Annotated in this window: 16 protein-coding genes and 1 pseudogene; 1 reads left to right on the top strand and 16 read right to left on the bottom strand. The window is 39.9% G+C overall.

The window, feature by feature from the left end; genetic code table 11:
* Positions 1 to 4 precede the first annotated feature (4 nt).
* On the top strand, positions 5 to 1105 hold the full coding sequence (gene dinB / locus BLS33_RS06080) for a DNA polymerase IV (RefSeq protein WP_089886583.1): 1101 nt from the start codon (positions 5 to 7) through the stop codon (positions 1103 to 1105).
* Between the two features lie 21 nt (positions 1106 to 1126).
* Here dinB and BLS33_RS06075 read toward each other — a convergent pair whose 3' ends face one another.
* The 16 genes and pseudogenes from BLS33_RS06075 to BLS33_RS06005 all read right to left on the bottom strand — a co-directional run bounded on the left by BLS33_RS06075 (position 1127) and on the right by BLS33_RS06005 (position 15549).
* Complete coding sequence (locus BLS33_RS06075) at positions 1127 to 2299, bottom strand: dipeptidase (protein ID WP_089886581.1); 1173 nt, start codon at positions 2297 to 2299, stop codon at positions 1127 to 1129.
* Between the two features lie 186 nt (positions 2300 to 2485).
* Positions 2486 to 2860 carry a hypothetical protein gene (locus tag BLS33_RS06070; protein WP_089886578.1) on the bottom strand — a complete coding sequence of 125 codons (375 nt, stop codon included), beginning with the start codon at positions 2858 to 2860 and terminating at the stop codon, positions 2486 to 2488.
* A gap of 209 nt (positions 2861 to 3069) precedes the next feature.
* Complete coding sequence (locus BLS33_RS06065) at positions 3070 to 3783, bottom strand: hypothetical protein (protein ID WP_089886576.1); 714 nt, start codon at positions 3781 to 3783, stop codon at positions 3070 to 3072.
* Positions 3784 to 4080: 297 nt separating this feature from the next.
* The gene (locus tag BLS33_RS06060) at positions 4081 to 5334 is read right to left on the bottom strand and encodes an FG-GAP repeat domain-containing protein (RefSeq protein ID WP_089886574.1); all 1254 of its coding nucleotides are present in this window, start codon (positions 5332 to 5334) and stop codon (positions 4081 to 4083) included.
* A gap of 83 nt (positions 5335 to 5417) precedes the next feature.
* Positions 5418 to 5999 carry a pyridoxine/pyridoxamine 5'-phosphate oxidase gene (locus BLS33_RS06055; protein WP_089886572.1) on the bottom strand — a complete coding sequence of 194 codons (582 nt, stop codon included), beginning with the start codon at positions 5997 to 5999 and terminating at the stop codon, positions 5418 to 5420.
* 308 nt (positions 6000 to 6307) lie between these two features.
* The gene (locus BLS33_RS06050) at positions 6308 to 7198 is read right to left on the bottom strand and encodes a hypothetical protein (protein ID WP_143017581.1); all 891 of its coding nucleotides are present in this window, start codon (positions 7196 to 7198) and stop codon (positions 6308 to 6310) included.
* Positions 7199 to 7376: 178 nt separating this feature from the next.
* Positions 7377 to 8984 (bottom strand): sulfatase family protein, encoded by a 1608-nt coding sequence (locus BLS33_RS06045; RefSeq protein ID WP_089886567.1) that lies wholly within the window; start codon positions 8982 to 8984, stop codon positions 7377 to 7379.
* 308 nt (positions 8985 to 9292) lie between these two features.
* Positions 9293 to 9460: a hypothetical protein gene (locus BLS33_RS24810; protein WP_176801346.1), complete on the bottom strand. Its 168-nt coding sequence runs from the start codon at positions 9458 to 9460 to the stop codon at positions 9293 to 9295.
* A 227-nt stretch (positions 9461 to 9687) separates the two neighbouring features.
* Positions 9688 to 10101 carry a DUF6691 family protein gene (locus BLS33_RS06040; protein WP_089886564.1) on the bottom strand — a complete coding sequence of 138 codons (414 nt, stop codon included), beginning with the start codon at positions 10099 to 10101 and terminating at the stop codon, positions 9688 to 9690.
* 3 nt (positions 10102 to 10104) lie between these two features.
* On the bottom strand, positions 10105 to 10662 hold the full coding sequence (locus BLS33_RS06035) for a YeeE/YedE family protein (RefSeq protein ID WP_089886562.1): 558 nt from the start codon (positions 10660 to 10662) through the stop codon (positions 10105 to 10107).
* Between the two features lie 104 nt (positions 10663 to 10766).
* Positions 10767 to 11843: a cytochrome d ubiquinol oxidase subunit II gene (gene cydB, locus BLS33_RS06030; RefSeq protein ID WP_089886560.1), complete on the bottom strand. Its 1077-nt coding sequence runs from the start codon at positions 11841 to 11843 to the stop codon at positions 10767 to 10769.
* A gap of 2 nt (positions 11844 to 11845) precedes the next feature.
* The gene (locus tag BLS33_RS06025) at positions 11846 to 13177 is read right to left on the bottom strand and encodes a cytochrome ubiquinol oxidase subunit I (protein ID WP_089886558.1); all 1332 of its coding nucleotides are present in this window, start codon (positions 13175 to 13177) and stop codon (positions 11846 to 11848) included.
* Positions 13178 to 13353: 176 nt separating this feature from the next.
* Positions 13354 to 13540 (bottom strand): annotated as a pseudogene (locus BLS33_RS25140) (rhodanese-like domain-containing protein); the annotation flags it as partial.
* Between the two features lie 218 nt (positions 13541 to 13758).
* A complete protein-coding gene (locus tag BLS33_RS06015; protein WP_089886556.1) occupies positions 13759 to 14391 on the bottom strand; it encodes a Crp/Fnr family transcriptional regulator in 633 nt (210 codons plus the stop codon).
* Between the two features lie 149 nt (positions 14392 to 14540).
* On the bottom strand, positions 14541 to 14921 hold the full coding sequence (locus tag BLS33_RS06010) for a plastocyanin/azurin family copper-binding protein (protein WP_089886554.1): 381 nt from the start codon (positions 14919 to 14921) through the stop codon (positions 14541 to 14543).
* Positions 14922 to 15000: 79 nt separating this feature from the next.
* On the bottom strand, positions 15001 to 15549 hold the full coding sequence (locus BLS33_RS06005) for a carboxymuconolactone decarboxylase family protein (RefSeq protein ID WP_089886552.1): 549 nt from the start codon (positions 15547 to 15549) through the stop codon (positions 15001 to 15003).
* Between the last annotated feature and the right edge of the window lie 107 nt (positions 15550 to 15656).

Below are 15656 nucleotides of genomic sequence, written 5' to 3'. Positions count from 1 at the left end.
CGATATGGAAACGGATTTTCCTTTACGAAAGATCATACACGTCGACATGGATGCTTTTTATGCCTCTGTGGAGGAACTCGACAACCCTGATCTTAAGGGAAAGGCGGTTGCAGTCGGCGGAAGCGAAATAAGAGGTGTTGTATCGGCCGCCAACTACGAGGCTCGAAAATTTGGAGTATATAGTGCCATGAGTGGTGTTCTGGCCAAAAAAAAATGTCCGCATCTTGTTTTTGTTCGACCGCGATTTGATCGATATAAAGAAATTTCAAAAAAGGTAAGGACCATTTTTTTCCAATATACCGATTTGGTAGAACCCCTTTCTTTGGACGAAGCTTATTTAGACGTCACCACCAACAAAAAAGGAAATCCCTCGGCCACCTTGATTGCCAAAGAAATACGGCAACGTATTTTTGACGAAGTGGGACTCGCAGCATCGGCCGGAATTTCAATCAACAAATTTATCGCCAAGGTAGCCAGCGATTATAACAAACCGAACGGACAAAAAACGGTAAACCCCGAAGAGGTGCTTTCTTTTTTGGAAGATCTTGAAATTCGAAAGTTCTATGGTGTTGGTAAAGTTACGACCGAAAAAATGTACCGCTTGGGCATTTTCACGGGCAAAGACCTTAAAACAAAATCGCTCGAATTCTTGGAAAGTAACTTCGGAAAAAGTGGCGCCTACTATTATCATGTGGTGCGCGGTGTTCACAACAGCGCCGTAAAACCGCATCGCACGCCCAAATCGGTAGGTGCCGAACGTACTTTTAACGAAAACCTCAGCAGTGAAATATTTATGCTCGAACGGTTGGAGCATATTGCAGAAGAGCTCGAACGGCGTTTGAAAAAATCGAATCTCGCTGGAAAGACGATTACCCTTAAGATTAAATACAGCGATTTTACACTGAATACCCGAAGTAAAACCGTGCCTTATTTTGTTGCGGACAAGGCCCTTATTCTCGAAACCGCCAAAGAACTACTTTATCAAGAAAAACTTCAAAACTCGGTGCGTTTGTTGGGCATTTCACTCGCCAATCTGAATACCGAAAAAAAGAAAACCGAGTCCAAGGAAGAATCGGTATTGGTACAATTAAAGTTTGATTTTTAAATTACAAAGAAGGCTGTGAAGCTACTTCAGGTTTTTTAGCATGAACCGCTTTACATTTTCTCCCATAATCAATCTGATTTCGGACTCTTGAAACCCTTGATTTAAAAGTTCTTCGACCAGCAACGGCAGACCGGTAACATCAAATGGTGCTGAGATGGTACCATCATAATCGGAACCCAAAGCAATGCATTCGACCCCCGCAATAGCTTTGATGTATTTCATCGCATCGACAATGCCTTTGGTTAACGGTGCGGTTACCGCTCCCTTAAAAAAGGCAACTCCGATCAAGCCCCCATTGGCTGCAATTTTTTGGATGTGAACATCGGATAAATTTCGCGAATTGTCTAGGGTGCCCCGTACGCCGGTATGCGAAACGAGCACTGGGTTTTTTGTCTGCTCCAGAACATCATCGATCAGCGCTGGAGAAGCATGGGCCAAATCAATAAACATATGCAGTTCATCCATGCGCTGTATCACATCACGACCAAATTCGGAAAGGCCACCTTTGGTCATCCCATGTGCAGAACCACCTAGTTCGTTATCAAAGAAATGGGTGGGGCCGACCATTCGTACGCCTTCTTGATATAATTTATCGAGGTTTTCGATTTTTCCTTCCAGGCAATGTGCCCCTTCGAGACCCAAGAACCCGCCGGTCACCCGTTTGTTTTGCTTTCTGAGTGTTATAAGCCGATTCAGGTCATCGGCATTTTTAACGACGATGAATTCGTCGTTATAATCATTGGCGAATTTTTGCAAGCGACGACTTTGGTACGCTGCTCTTTCAAAAAGACTAAACCAATTTGATAGCGGTCTCCCCTGTAAAAAATTCAACAAGGTGATGTTATCAAAAGCTTCTGCCGTGTTATTTGAAAAGTTCTGCCCCACAGGAGATTTGGTAACGATGGTAAACGCCTGCAACGCCATGTTCGCCTCTTGCATTCTTGGAAAATCTACATGGCCGATACTGTTGTTAATTGTCAGGTCTCGGCTCCAAAGCAGGGCATCGCAATGCAGGTCGGCTATAAAATCAAGTGAATTGTATACAGCAAGGGCTTTGTCTGAAACCGCATAGGGAGGGAGTTGTTGGGTCGTATTCTTTTGCCCGTCCAAAATATTAGGGACAATAACTACGGTCAGCGTATAAAGTATCACCAAGCCGACCAAAGCTATCAAAAGCCACTTCCTTTTTTTCATTTCATTTATTTTGCTGCTTAAAAATAAGTAGAAATGCGAATTTTAAGTAGTTTGATTGTCGAAATTCAACAAATTAGATCAATGGGACAATCTTGTCTTGTTCGTGAGCAGCTATAACATCAAAAACTTTTGCCCTATTTGCACAAGGCATTATTCAGACCTTATATTTTTAGTACGCAAAAAGTCTTATTTTTTATCTGAAATCATACATCCCTTCCACTGATTAGCTGTTAATGAAATAATAAGAAAATCGAAATTATCAGATTTACAGGCGCCCGAAGATTTGCCTCCCGAACTAGAAAGAGTCTTAATATTTCCTGATTCATCCCGTGAGTAGTGTATTTCTATATCTTCATCAAAACTGTGTAAAACATCAATTCGGGAATTTAATTCCTCATCATTCATGTCGCTGTTTATTCGGATGGTTAAATCGAATTCCGCATCTGCAATCTTTTTGTAAACATTTGCTTCCGAAATTTGCGGCTTATTATTTTGTCCGGATACGTTATGGAAACCGATTAATAATACGGCCAGTATACCAATTTTTGTCATTTGTTTCATTGCTTCGCGTTTTAAATATATTTTTTAATGGTTTAGCTATGATCAAAGGGGGGGAGGGTGAAACTAAGTTTACCTTCTACCGCGCACATAGCAAATCTTTTAGTTTTTTTCTTTTCCTTATTAAAGCAGAATTCAAAAGATTTTGCGGAATTAGTAAGTAAGACCAATCCCTTAAATTTAACGCTTGACACCCTATTTGCCATAGATGTTTATCCACAGTATTTTTTTCTTAATTCCTTCGCCTCTTTGTCCGACTTATAACCGTGCAAAAGCAGTCCCTCTGTACAACCTATTTTTTTATCTAGAATTTGTTTTATCACATAATTTTTATAGCTCTCATTTTGTTTAAATCGATCAGAGACAAGCTTGATTGATTTTTTTGAATCAATATTTTCTAATTTTCCGCTAATCACCAATTCAAATAGCGTGTTTTCCAGTTCTTTAAGATGAGTTTCACTTTCAAGTTTAAAGTTAAATGATAGTACTTCGAATTTATTGGAAATGCCAAGTTGGTTTCTTATTCCTAAGCTTTTTGTTTCATTAGGATTGGAATAGATAAGATTAATTCTTTGACCATAATAAGCAATTATTCCAATTTGCAAGTCGGTCAGTTCATGATATTTATAATTCCTAGAATAATCTATAATTATTTCATCTTCGTTAAATTCAATATGACCATCCTTTATATTATCAATCCTTTCATAATCATAATATTGATATATGTATGAACTTATAAACGGTATGCAGGCAATCAAAAAAAAAGATAACGTTAAATTCTGAATATTTTCAAAGACGGGCATTTTATTGTTTAAATACAATAAACCAAATACCAGTCCAAACATTAATAGTCCAGTCCAAAATAATTGTTTGGTGATGGAAGGCTTATCCTTGATAATTTGATATTTATAAGCTGTAAATTTCAATTTCCGGAATAATGTGGCTAACAATTGGATGGCATAATGGATGCTATTCCTATTATATACTAAGTTACATTTTTTAATACGAATTGTTTTTGGGACATTGTCGTGTTTGAAGGATAGGTGTTTATAAAGGTACGTAGTGCTTCGTACCTAGATGAAAGGATTGCTTCGTACCTCGCAATGATGGTCTAAAACAGCGAAATTGCTTTTGAGGGATTGCTTCGTTCCTCGCAATGATGTACCACAGAGATTACTACGTGACTTGGCAGGGGAATTGCTTCGTACCTCGCAATGAAGGGGCTATCTTTTGTGAGTGGCCTTATTGTTCAATGGGTTTTCATACCATATCACTCCAAGACCTTGGCTATCTACACCGTAATTTTCTTCACAAGTAAGTACATCTAAATCCCCATCGCCATCGAGATCCAATAGCTCGATGCGGTCAAATTTATAACCTTCGGGGCCACTTAAATGATGCCATTCCCAAACGGAATCGGTAGGCTCATTTTTATACGTTAGCCAGATTAAACCCTCCTTGCTGTTGTCGCCAAGTGTATTTGAGCTATAGACAATGTCAAGCTTGCCATCACCATTGATATCGCCTAAGCTGACCGCCTTGCCCCTACCCGTTATTTCAGGAATATCAATGTTATAATGCTGCCAGTTAAGACCGGTATGGTCAAGTTTTCGCAGGTAAACAATTTTCTGATGGGTATATTCCGTAGCAATTACGTCTTCCAATCCATCACCATCAAGATCGGCCATATCCATAAACATAACCTCCAAACCTTTTGCCCCCATAAAGTGGTTCGCCCATTCTTGAGATTGCTTTCCAGTTTCTCCGGGATTCGATAACCAACGAACCCCATTTGTCGGTCCCGGTTTACGGTCAGAGGTTACAACATCAAGGTCGCCATCACCGTCTATATCTTTAACCAGAAGCGACATCACCCAAGTTGCCGAACTAATGGGGTGCCATTTCCAGTCGATCAAGTTATTTGGATTTTCCGGCGCTTGAAACCATCCGATTTTCGCTTCTGCCCCTTTGGCTCCAGCAATAAAATCCATTCCGTTGATGCCATCTATCTGAGAAGGAATCGCAAACATCCATTGCATGAGACCATCAGAAACCGGAAGAACCTCACTGGTCCATTTCGTGGAAACAAGATAGTCTTCCGGATTTTTTGGTGCCCAATTGATATAAACCTTTCTATTTTTTCCTTCCGTACTGCTGATGACATCAACAGCCCCATCATTATTTAGATCTACAAAAACGGCATCTTCAACAGAGGGCGTATTTCCTACAATTACGGATGGCCATTTTTCAGTTACCAAATTGTACCCGGGATGAACATAAACCTTGGTGAAGCCACCTTCTTCCCAACCCGTGGCAATATCCATTAAGTTGTCATTATTTAAATCTGCCAGCCTTACTCCATCTGCCCCACTAAATGAAGAATCTATTACGTGTCTTGGCCAAAAAGCACCTTGAGCAAGCATCAAAGATGGAAACGGCAACACTAAAATAAGTATGCGTATTGAAAAATATTTCATGAAACCTTGTGCTGTTTTAAAATGACGCTCTATTTATTCTCCCATAAAAACTAACTGCGTATTGGTTTTCCACGGACTTTTTCCTAGGGTTGTATATTTTTTAAAGTCCAATCATCAGCTACAACTTGGTAAAGTTTTCTTTCGTGAAACCTTGTTTTCTTGAATTCCATAAACTCAATTCGTGTCGGTTTAATCGAAAATCCACTCCAATTCTGCGGCCTGCTTATTTTGGTGTTTTCCGAAACTTTATCCAACACTTTTTGTTCCAGTTTTTTCAGATTGTCAGTTTCTTTCCCCTGCTCACAAATTAAAGATACCGCTTGAGAATTTGTGTTGCGCGCTTCAAAATATTTATCTGCAAGTTGATCAGATATTTTTGAAGCAATACCTTGAATTCTAACCTGCCTTTCTGTTTCCGTCCACCAAAAAGTCAATGCTACCTTATTATTGTTTTCAATTTCAAGTCCCTTTCTCGAATTTAACGGGCCCGTAATAATAAACGAATCATCAATTAACTCTTTAAAGGAAACAAATCTAGCGTTGGGGAAATCATCTGTTCCCATGGTAGACAAGCAAACTGCTGTCGGAATACGGACTTTTGATAATTTTAATTCTTCGTCAAACCACTTTAAAAAAAGCTGCGTCGGTTGCTCTTTATTCTTCATTTCAATCTAAACTCAATTTTTTTTCAATTTACAGGCGCTATAGGTATACTTATTAGGTCCACCGATTATACACTAATTTACACTTTTTAAAAATAGCCGCACGAGTTAGTATAGGCGTGTCAGAAAAATAAGGGTTTTAGGTTATTGCTTACTCGGGACCTCTAGGAAGAGGTTGCTTCGTGCCTCGTAGTCAAAGTCGAGACGGAGCAGATTGTTTCAAGAGATTGCTTCGTGCCTTGGTGGAGAGATTGCTTCGTGCCTCGCAATGAGGAACTTGACGGATTGCATCGTTCCTTGCAATGATGGGTTTATTGTTGTGAAAATCGGTTTATCGTGATTTGGCGCACCGCACTTTTTTGGGTTCCCCATAGGTGCAATGCTCCTTGATTGTCGACTTGAAGGCCTGCAGCACCTCCAAAATCAACTCCATTTTTACAATAAAAAGCTTTGCTAAGCACTTTTTTCATTATCGGCTCGAAGGTACCTCGGTTACTTACAAGAATTAAATCTGCATAGCTTAACGCATCTTCTTCATAAGTTCCAATGGCATAAATGGCTTCGTCATCCTTAATCAAATTAATCGATTGATAGCCGGCCCAATCGTCAGGAGCCGCAAAACTCTTGAGTATTTTTTGATTTCCAGTTTTAGGGTTCACACGGTAGAAATCCCAATTGCGGCTGTCCCAATTGCTAACCAACATAAGATAGCCATTCTTCATGGCCAACAAACCCGTAGCCCCAGCAGTTTGTAACTCCACTTCACCCTGCCTTTTGATAATCATATTTTGTCGGGCCCTATAAAGGTTGCCCGTTTTATAATTATACAGACAAACCTTTGAGGCCGTCTTAATCACATTGTCCTCTATTCCCACTACCATATACGGTTCGCTAACCTGAATGCCTCCCGCATGTCTAAAAGGTTCTTTCATCAAAGGAATAAGCCTGTCCGTTTTTTGTGTCGCCAAATCGGCCTGTAAAACATAGGCGGTGGTTTGTGAACTCCCAGAGATAAGTATTTTTTCGACACCGTTATTTACCATCACCTGTACTCCCTGAAAATGACCGTTAGCAGTAGGTACATCTAGGGTATTTTTCAAAACGATTACTTCCGGCGTTGTGTCTAATGCTTTAAAAGCCTCGGGTACGTTCTTTACCTCTTGACCAAAACTGAAATTAGGGTACAAGCATAAAATAATCATTGGAAAAAATAGGCTTCGAAAACTCATGGTAACGGTTAATTCGATAATTAGGAACCCTACGAATTTAGCGGTTTTTTGACAATATCGATTGGCACGAAGAGCAAGCATTCTGAAAAAACGCTAAAGAAGATGCATAAGTCGATTCCAATTGTCACATTTGCTATTCGTTTCGATACGCTTAGGTTTTATCTGGTTTGGGAAACTTTCGCATCGGGGAATATCTCTTATAACTATCGAATATTTCACGGTCAGGACCAACAATACGTGGGTCGTTGGTTCTTTTCAATTCCTCCAACAATTCCTTTTTTAAATCTTTTTCAATGATTTTGAACGACTGCTTACCGGATAGATTTTTTAAGCAAGCGGGATCTTCGGTCACATTAAAAAGTTCATATTCGGGTCGTTTGGCAACCGCCAGTTCGAAATAGGGCTCAATTTCGTCTACCTCATAATTTTCGATGAGATATGTTTTTGAAGGGCAATCATCGATATCGGTATAGGCACCGTTGGGGATGTATTTATGTTGTTCGTCCAAACCATGCATCGGAAGTAATTGTAACGAATCGTTTGCGTCGAATTTTTGGGGAGCACCTGCCGGCCAACGTTCCGATTTCATGTTCCAAATCAAAAGATGATCTCCCTTTCGGATGGCTCTTTGCGGATATCCCCAATTCAAATACCGCGAAGAAGAATGACGCTCCCTGCCCGAAAATACGGCGCGCTCTTTTTTTGAAACAAGGCCATTTTCCTTTCTTTTTAAAATATGTAAAATACTTTTTCCGGTAATCGGAAGCATTCCTTTAGATGACGTATTCGTTATCTCAAGAATCGTCGGTGCAATATCTACAAAACCGACGGCATCATTAACAATTCTATTTGATGAAAACCCTTTCGGGTATCTAATGGCCAACGGTACATGCACGCCATATTCATAACTATTTGCCTTGGCCCGAGGAAAGGGCATGCCGTTATCGGCCGTTACGATGACAATGGTATTTTCCAATTCCCCGATTTCCTCAAGATAATCGAGCATTCTTTGAAGATGAAGATCAAACCATTCAATTTCTACGGCATAATCCAACAAATCGCCCCGAATCTCATCATTGTCCGGAAGAAATTCCGGCACATCAACATCTTCCAACCTTTTCGACCTATTTTTCCACGATCCTTTTTCATATCTCCGATGTGGTTCTCGACCTCCATACCAGAAAAAAAATGGTGCGTCACCCTCATCATGCTCTAAAAAATATTTGAAATTTTCGAAATAATTAGTTGTACTGATGCCTTCGGCAAAACGCTCGTCCTCTTGTCCGTCGTAACTTATATTGCTATGGGCGATTCCTGCAGCATCCGATTTTCGCCATAGTGAATCTTCTGCCGTTCGCGCATATTGAAAAGGACCCACACCCTTACCCGTTCGTCCCACTGAATATCCATTCTTCTCAATCAGGTCGACAAACGGAACATGTTTTTTCAACCATGCGGAAGCATGTTGGCCAGATTGTTCATTTTGCCAATGGTGCCTTCCCGTAATGATGGCACTTCTTGAAGGGGCACAGCCCGGAGAACCGGCATAGCAATTCGAAAAATACACACCTTCGCGGGCTACCCTATCGAAAGCAGGCGTTTTTATAAAATTAGACCCTTCAAAGCTTGTATGCAAGAACGATTGATCGTCGCTGATAACGAATAGAATGTTAGGACGGTCTTGACCATAAAAATCATACTGACACCCCGAAAGCGTCAGTATTATTATAACATGGGAATATACTTTGGATAATTTCATAGTTACAGATGATTGTAGAATTGTATCAAACTGTACTAATGTACCATTTTTCAAGAAATGATGAAATGGAAACTTTGAGAAGGCTGGTATTACGCATTAATAACCTCCAATTGCTTTGTATCTTAATGGAGAGATTGCTTCGTACCTCGCAATGATGGGCCTGGAGAGGTTGCCTTACTTTTTTTCGAAGTGCCCGATTTACTTTTTCAAAATTGATTAACCGTAATCCGGTGCTCTGCTTTTGGCAAATGAAAAACCAATGTAGGCCTAATTATTCAACGGAACATCTGGTTTGGGTGGACTGGCATTTATGAATAAAATTCCAAAAATTCGGGAAAGGCAAATAAACGCCCTGTGGTCAATAACGGATCGGATTTGATTTTTTGTTCCCAAGTATTGTCGCTTTCCTGTAATAAATTAGTGGTACTCTGAAAATTAAGAAAAAGCATCAGGTCTATATTCGTTTTAGATTCCATGGCATCATTTGTTTAGTTCGACAATTACTTCATGCACTTATTAAGTCGAAATTTATTCGGTTTACATACGTTTAATCGCGTTGGGACTCATATTCATTTGGTGTCTGACAATATCTTTATCGAGTAATATAAAGTTACAACCGTTTTTAAGCGTTGATATGGCTTTTGTACCGTTGGAATACAATAGCGTGTATTTTACCAAAAAGCAATTGTCTTCATTATCATAATCAATGTGGCAATCGGTCTTTGAGTACCCCATATAGATAAGTGCCTAGCATGGCACCAAAAATAACGACCAAAATAGGCACATAACCTGCTCCTACCAATGTAAACATGGGGCCCGGACAAGCACCCGCCAATGCCCACCCCAAACCAAAGACAATACCTCCAAAAAGATATTGCCTGATACCTTTTTCTTTAGGCATAAACAGAATTTTCTCCCCGTAAAACGACTTGATATTGTACCGTTTTATCCATTGTACCATAGCAATACCAATGACCAGGGCAGAACCAATAATACCATACATGTGAAAGGATTCGAACTTGAACATTTCATAAATCCGGAACCATGAAGCGGCCTCCGACTTGAACATTACAATTCCGAAAAATATGCCTATAAATAGATATGAGAGTGTGCGCATCGTTTAGAATAAAAGGGGAAATATTAAATGTATCATTACCAAACCACCAATAAAGAAACCGATTACGGCTATCAATGATGGCAGTTGCAAGTTACTAAGCCCAGATATGGCATGGCCAGAAGTACACCCATTGGCATACCTTGCACCAAAACCGACGAGTAGGCCACCAACTGCCAATAGCACCAAGCTTTTTATATCTGTCAATGCAGCGGTATCGAACAATTCGGTAGGTAAATAAGCTTTTCCTGCGCTCTCAAAACCCAACGAGTTCAGGTCGCCGATGGTTTTAGGGTTTATTGCTACGGCAACATCCGGTGAAAGCCAATGAGAACCTATATAACCTCCGATTATAGCACCGACCACCACCACCAAGTTCCAGCGCTGGGCCTTCCAATCGAACTTAAAGAAATCAGTGGTTTTATCAGCCCCGCAAATGGTACATAATGTGCGTAGGTTTGATGACATACCGAACTTTTTGCCAATCATTATCAACAAAAACATTATGACAGCAATCAGTGGGCCCGAAACATACCAAGGCCAAGGTTCATATATTAAATTCATGAAGTAACGTCGTTAAATGCAAAGAAAGGTGATTTCATTATGAAGTTATGTAACATTTGTTACAAAAGAATGGGACCAAGAAAAACGTAGGCAAACAAAAGATTTCAATGGTCTCCGTATCCAATATCGTCCATTTTGCCTTTAAAGACCCGATATTGTATCACAAAATAGATAATCACAAGAATCAAGGCTATGACGAACCAGTTCAATCCGACTGTAAGTCCGTACGAATCGGCGGCAACATTATAAATCGTCAAAGACGGATTTACATCATTCGTCGAGGGCAACACATTAGGAAAGATGGATGCTACCGTGGTAGCAAAACCTCCCAACAAGAAAAGCGTAGAAAACAAAAACCCTTGACCGTCTTTTTTGAATCTTTTGACATTGAACAGACCGGAAAGACCCGCAAATGTAATTACGGGGAAGACCCACAACCAAGGGGTTTCGATAAAATTATGAAAAGGTTTCGGTTCAATCACATGCCATACCAATAAGGAAACTACTACCAAGGCCAATAGCACAAAATTCAATCGGAAAATCACTTTTTTGAGCTTTTCGTTCAAGTCGGCATTAGTCTTGAAAATAATCCAATTCGCCCCGTGAATAGTCAATGTCACTACTCCGATAACACCCAATAGAAGGGTAAACCAATCGATAATGCCGAGGTGCTCGGCTGTTGGGCTAAAGGTTGCGTTCCACAAGGGCAAAAAGAAATAATGCGCCTCATGCGTAGAAACTCCATTTTCTACAATACCCAAATTCACGCCCCGAACCACATTTCCCAAGGCAACCCCGAAAAACAATGCCAGAAGCAGACTAGAAATTCCGAAGGCCTTATCCCAAACACTTTCCCATAAGCTGTTGTGTACTTGTCCCCTTAGCTCTAAGCCTATGGCCCTAAAGATCAACAACCACAAAATCATCATCAAAGGCAGGTAAAAACCACTGAAAGACGACGCATATAGGGTAGGAAAAGCGAAAAAAAGCACCCCGCCAGAAGCAATCAACCACACCTCGTTAGCGTCCCAAAAAGGACCTATGGCACTGGTGATGGCTTTTTTGTCTTTTTCTTTCTTTGCAAAGAACAAGTGAACAATGCCGGCCCCAAAATCATAGCCATCAAGTACGACGTACATGCCCAACATCCCCATCAAAACGATATACCAAAATAACTCCATAATTAAACTTTTGCGGTTTCAGGTCCCTTGTTTATTATTTTTCCCACCAAAATCAAAAACAACATCCCTAGCAATAGGTACAGCCCTACAAAACCCAATAGTGTGAAAAGGGTGTTTCCAGCGGATACCGTAGGTGATGCCCCATCAGCAGTGCGCATCAAATTATAGACCAACCACGGCTGCCTACCAAGTTCAGCGGTGTACCATCCGGTAGTGTTGGCGATATAGGGAAAGGGCAGTGCAAAAACGAGCGCCCATAAAATCCATTTGGTTTTGTATAACTTTTTACGCCAAAGCTGTAGGGCCGCTACGAACATCAATGCTATAAAAACGGTACCTAAACCTACCATAATATGGTAGGCGTAATAAAGCCCGGGAATATTGGTAGGATAATCTTTTTCATCGAATTCGTTCAGCCCCTTTATTTGAGCGTCCCATCTCTGATAGGTCAAAAAACTCAACACATTCGGTACGGCGATTTTGTTATCCAGTTTTTTGTTTTCAGTATCGGGTTGACCTATCAATACGATTTCTGAGCCCCCATCAACGGTTTCGAAAATACCTTCCATGGCAGCAAAAGTAACGGGTTGGTGTTCAACAACATTTTTGGCGGCCCAATCACCAGTAGGGAAAGCCACAAGAACTGAAGCGGCCAAACCAAATAGCACACCAGTTTTGACAAACAATTTTCCGAATTCGCTATGCTTGTTGTTCAAGATATAAAATGCACCGATAGCAGCGACTACAAAAGCCGCAGTTATCAATGAGGCCAACTGATTATGAATATAGGAAGGCCATAACCACGGATTTGAGAAGAGGGCGGAAAAATTGTTGAGCACGAATTTCCCGTTCTCAACTATTTCAAAACCTACGGGGTGCTGCATCCACGAATGCGTCGCTATGATCAAAAAACCACTTGCCCAAGACCCTAAAAAGACCAAGAATCCGGTAAGAAAATGAAGTTTTTGACCCAGTAATTTTTCACCAAAAAGGAACATCCCCAAAAATGAGGACTCCAAAAAGAAGGAAAACATGCCTTCCATGGCTAAAGTCTGTCCAATAATGCCTCCTGTTAATTCCGAAAATTTTGCCCAGTTCGTTCCGAATTGAAATTCCATGGGTATACCCGTTACCACACCCATGGCAAAATTCAAGGCAAAAATTTTCATCCAGAATTTGGCCGCATCATTATATATGTCAAGCTTGGTTCGTAAAAATTTCCACTTAAAATAGACGATCATTAAAGAAAGTCCCATGGTTAATTGCGGAAATAAGTAATGGAAAGTTATCGTGAAGGCGAATTGCATCCGATCGTAAAAAAGCATGTCTTCCATAAAAGGATGGTATTTTGGAATAAGCAGTACAAAAATACGGATAAGACCAACGTAATTATCGTGGTCACTTTAGAAATAAAAAGAAATTTCCCGAAACAGAAATCTCTTTTTTAGCTTTTAAAAGCATCGTATAAAATACCACTTGAATTATCCATTTATTATTTTACTAATTGATATTAGAGTTCAGTCGGACAGACATAGTCAGAAACTGGTACGCCCGCTTCTTTGATTGCCCCGAAACCTCCTGCCACATCTATCATATTATGAATGCCCCGACTTTTGAATATCCATGCTTATCATGCTTCGATAACTTCCCGTACAATACAGGTAAATGGTTTCTCCAAAAGGGAATTCAGAAATATGGCAGTATTATCTGTCACTATTTAAAATCAAAAGTAGTTAGGTACCATCCATTGCACAGTGACCAAAGTTACAAAGCCGTTCCTTTTTCATTGAAAGGCTTTTTCCCTCTCTTACCATTAGAATATTGGGAATACTAGCTTTGGCATCCTATTTGGGTCTGGACTTCAAAGATATGTGCTCATTTCAACATACAATATGTCGCCATTTGCCAAAACCTCTTATAATGATATGATTTTTAAGTAGTTTCTGTGCAGTTCAATCTTGCCCATTCGTTCTAACTTCTTTAACAGCCTCGAAATAACCACTCTAGAACTATGCAATTCATATGCAATTTCTTGATGGGTATTTTGAACGCTATTACTTTTATTGACTCTTGCTTTTTCTTTCAAATAAGCAATAAGACGTTCGTCCATTTTACTAAAGGCAATAGTATCCAAGGTATTCAAAAGCTCATTCAATCGAGTGTGATAGCTATCGAACACAAAATTCCTCCATGACTTGTATTTTGCTGTCCATTCTTCCATTTTAGCCACGGGTATCATGATAAGTTTGGTATCGGTTTCGGCAATGGCCCTAATCTCACTTTTTGAATCTCCCATGCAACAGGTCATCGTAAGCGAGCAAGTCTCGCCCCGTTCTAAATAATACAATAGCAGTTCATCGCCATCACTGTCTTCGCGTAAAACTTTTATTGCGCCTGAAATTAAAAGGGGCATACTCTTTATATAGTCACCGATCTCAATCAACTTAAATCCTTCGGGGACCTCCTTAATGGTGCCTACCTGGATTATTTCGTTGATCAGGTCTTCTTCAAACACCTTTCCGTAACTTTCTTGTAATTCTTTTAACATAGTTATGTCTTATATCATGGACTTGTCTTGAGTTTATACCCGCCCCAATTTTCACATCGTTAAATTACTAACTAATCGGTATTAACTCCAAAAAAAAACCTTAAAGGTCAAATGACCTTTAAGGCTAATAAACACCAAACATAATCTTCTTATTTCACAACCAAGACATTATCAATAGCTGTAGGGTTTAAAGGGCAGAAGTATATATACTCTCCCGCCTGTAAGACAGTAGGTTTTGAATGTTGCGTTTTTCCATTGGCAACAGCTTTCGTTACATAGGCCGTTTGAATATGGTTTTCCGGTTTACTAACATCTCTTCCTTTTTCTACCAATACAAAACCGACATCGTGCCCCACTTCGTTATTGTGGACGGCGAAAACATAAGTTCCAGCGGAAACCGTAATTCCTTTTTGGGTAAATTCACCGGGAGTCTGCTCCAAAGAAATGACCTTGGAAGTTTGCCCATCTTGCGCATTTATTGAAAATACTACACCGAATAGTAATGTAACTAGTGTGATTATCTTTTTCATGATTTGTTTTTAAAGTTTATGAATTATATGTTTTAACGGAAAGTATGGTCAAGAATAATGCATGACCTACCATCTACTGTTATACTTCAACTGCTTCCAAAGGTTGGGCAGCGGGAAAGTCTACGGGTACATCTGTCGTTTTATGGATATAGTTCGATATGGTTTTATCTCCAACCAAAACTACGGTGTCGATCAACTGTTCTTTTGTCCATCCCGCGTTAAAAAAATCATCAATAACAATAGTGTTGGTAGCGCCCCTATTTTCAGTAATGTTCTTTGCTAAGGCCGCCAAAGCATTCAATTTGGCATTAAAAGAGGCTTTTCCTGTTCGCAGCTCCAAAATTTCGCCATCACTGAAACCATTCATCTTACCCATCGCCGTATGTGCTGCCAAACAATACGTACAATTATTTACCTGGCTTACAGCGAGGTTCACTACTTCTTTCTCTTTATTGCTTAACGAAGTCTTGGCTCCGCTTAGATTTAAATAGTTCTCCAAAGCATTTTCGCTATGCGCATAAGTGGCATATAAATTGGGTACAAAACCAACTGCTTTTTCTAAATTATCGAAAATACCTTGGTTTTTCGTACTTACTTCTTCTCTAGTGGGTACTTTAAATTTGCTCATAACTTTTAAACATTTATGACCTATCCCTTTTTGGAAATGGACTGATTATTCATTAAAATTTTTGTTTGTATTTAATTAAGGTCTATCCGTATCACAATAAAAATCGT

It is taken from the genome of Kriegella aquimaris (assembly GCF_900103215.1).
Lineage (GTDB): Bacteria > Bacteroidota > Bacteroidia > Flavobacteriales > Flavobacteriaceae > Kriegella > Kriegella aquimaris.
This window is presented reverse-complemented; position numbering and strand designations above follow the sequence as displayed.

Bases quoted from the DNA above. Each gene is read 5' to 3' on its own strand.
- BLS33_RS06050 (WP_143017581.1), bottom strand. From the start codon at position 7,198: ATGATTATTTTATGCTTGTACCCTAATTTCAGTTTTGGTCAAGAGGTA.
- BLS33_RS24810 (WP_176801346.1), bottom strand. From the start codon at position 9,460: ATGGAATCTAAAACGAATATAGACCTGATGCTTTTTCTTAATTTTCAG.
- BLS33_RS06060 (WP_089886574.1), bottom strand. From the start codon at position 5,334: ATGAAATATTTTTCAATACGCATACTTATTTTAGTGTTGCCGTTTCCA.
- BLS33_RS06035 (WP_089886562.1), bottom strand. From the start codon at position 10,662: ATGAATTTAATATATGAACCTTGGCCTTGGTATGTTTCGGGCCCACTG.
- cydB (WP_089886560.1), bottom strand. From the start codon at position 11,843: ATGGAGTTATTTTGGTATATCGTTTTGATGGGGATGTTGGGCATGTAC.
- BLS33_RS06055 (WP_089886572.1), bottom strand. From the start codon at position 5,999: ATGAAGAATAAAGAGCAACCGACGCAGCTTTTTTTAAAGTGGTTTGAC.
- BLS33_RS06010 (WP_089886554.1), bottom strand. From the start codon at position 14,921: ATGAAAAAGATAATCACACTAGTTACATTACTATTCGGTGTAGTATTT.
- BLS33_RS06040 (WP_089886564.1), bottom strand. From the start codon at position 10,101: ATGCGCACACTCTCATATCTATTTATAGGCATATTTTTCGGAATTGTA.
- BLS33_RS06070 (WP_089886578.1), bottom strand. From the start codon at position 2,860: ATGAAACAAATGACAAAAATTGGTATACTGGCCGTATTATTAATCGGT.
- BLS33_RS06075 (WP_089886581.1), bottom strand. From the start codon at position 2,299: ATGAAAAAAAGGAAGTGGCTTTTGATAGCTTTGGTCGGCTTGGTGATA.
- BLS33_RS06015 (WP_089886556.1), bottom strand. From the start codon at position 14,391: ATGTTAAAAGAATTACAAGAAAGTTACGGAAAGGTGTTTGAAGAAGAC.
- BLS33_RS06045 (WP_089886567.1), bottom strand. From the start codon at position 8,984: ATGAAATTATCCAAAGTATATTCCCATGTTATAATAATACTGACGCTT.
- BLS33_RS06005 (WP_089886552.1), bottom strand. From the start codon at position 15,549: ATGAGCAAATTTAAAGTACCCACTAGAGAAGAAGTAAGTACGAAAAAC.
- BLS33_RS06025 (WP_089886558.1), bottom strand. From the start codon at position 13,177: ATGGAAGACATGCTTTTTTACGATCGGATGCAATTCGCCTTCACGATA.
- dinB (WP_089886583.1), top strand. From the start codon at position 5: ATGGAAACGGATTTTCCTTTACGAAAGATCATACACGTCGACATGGAT.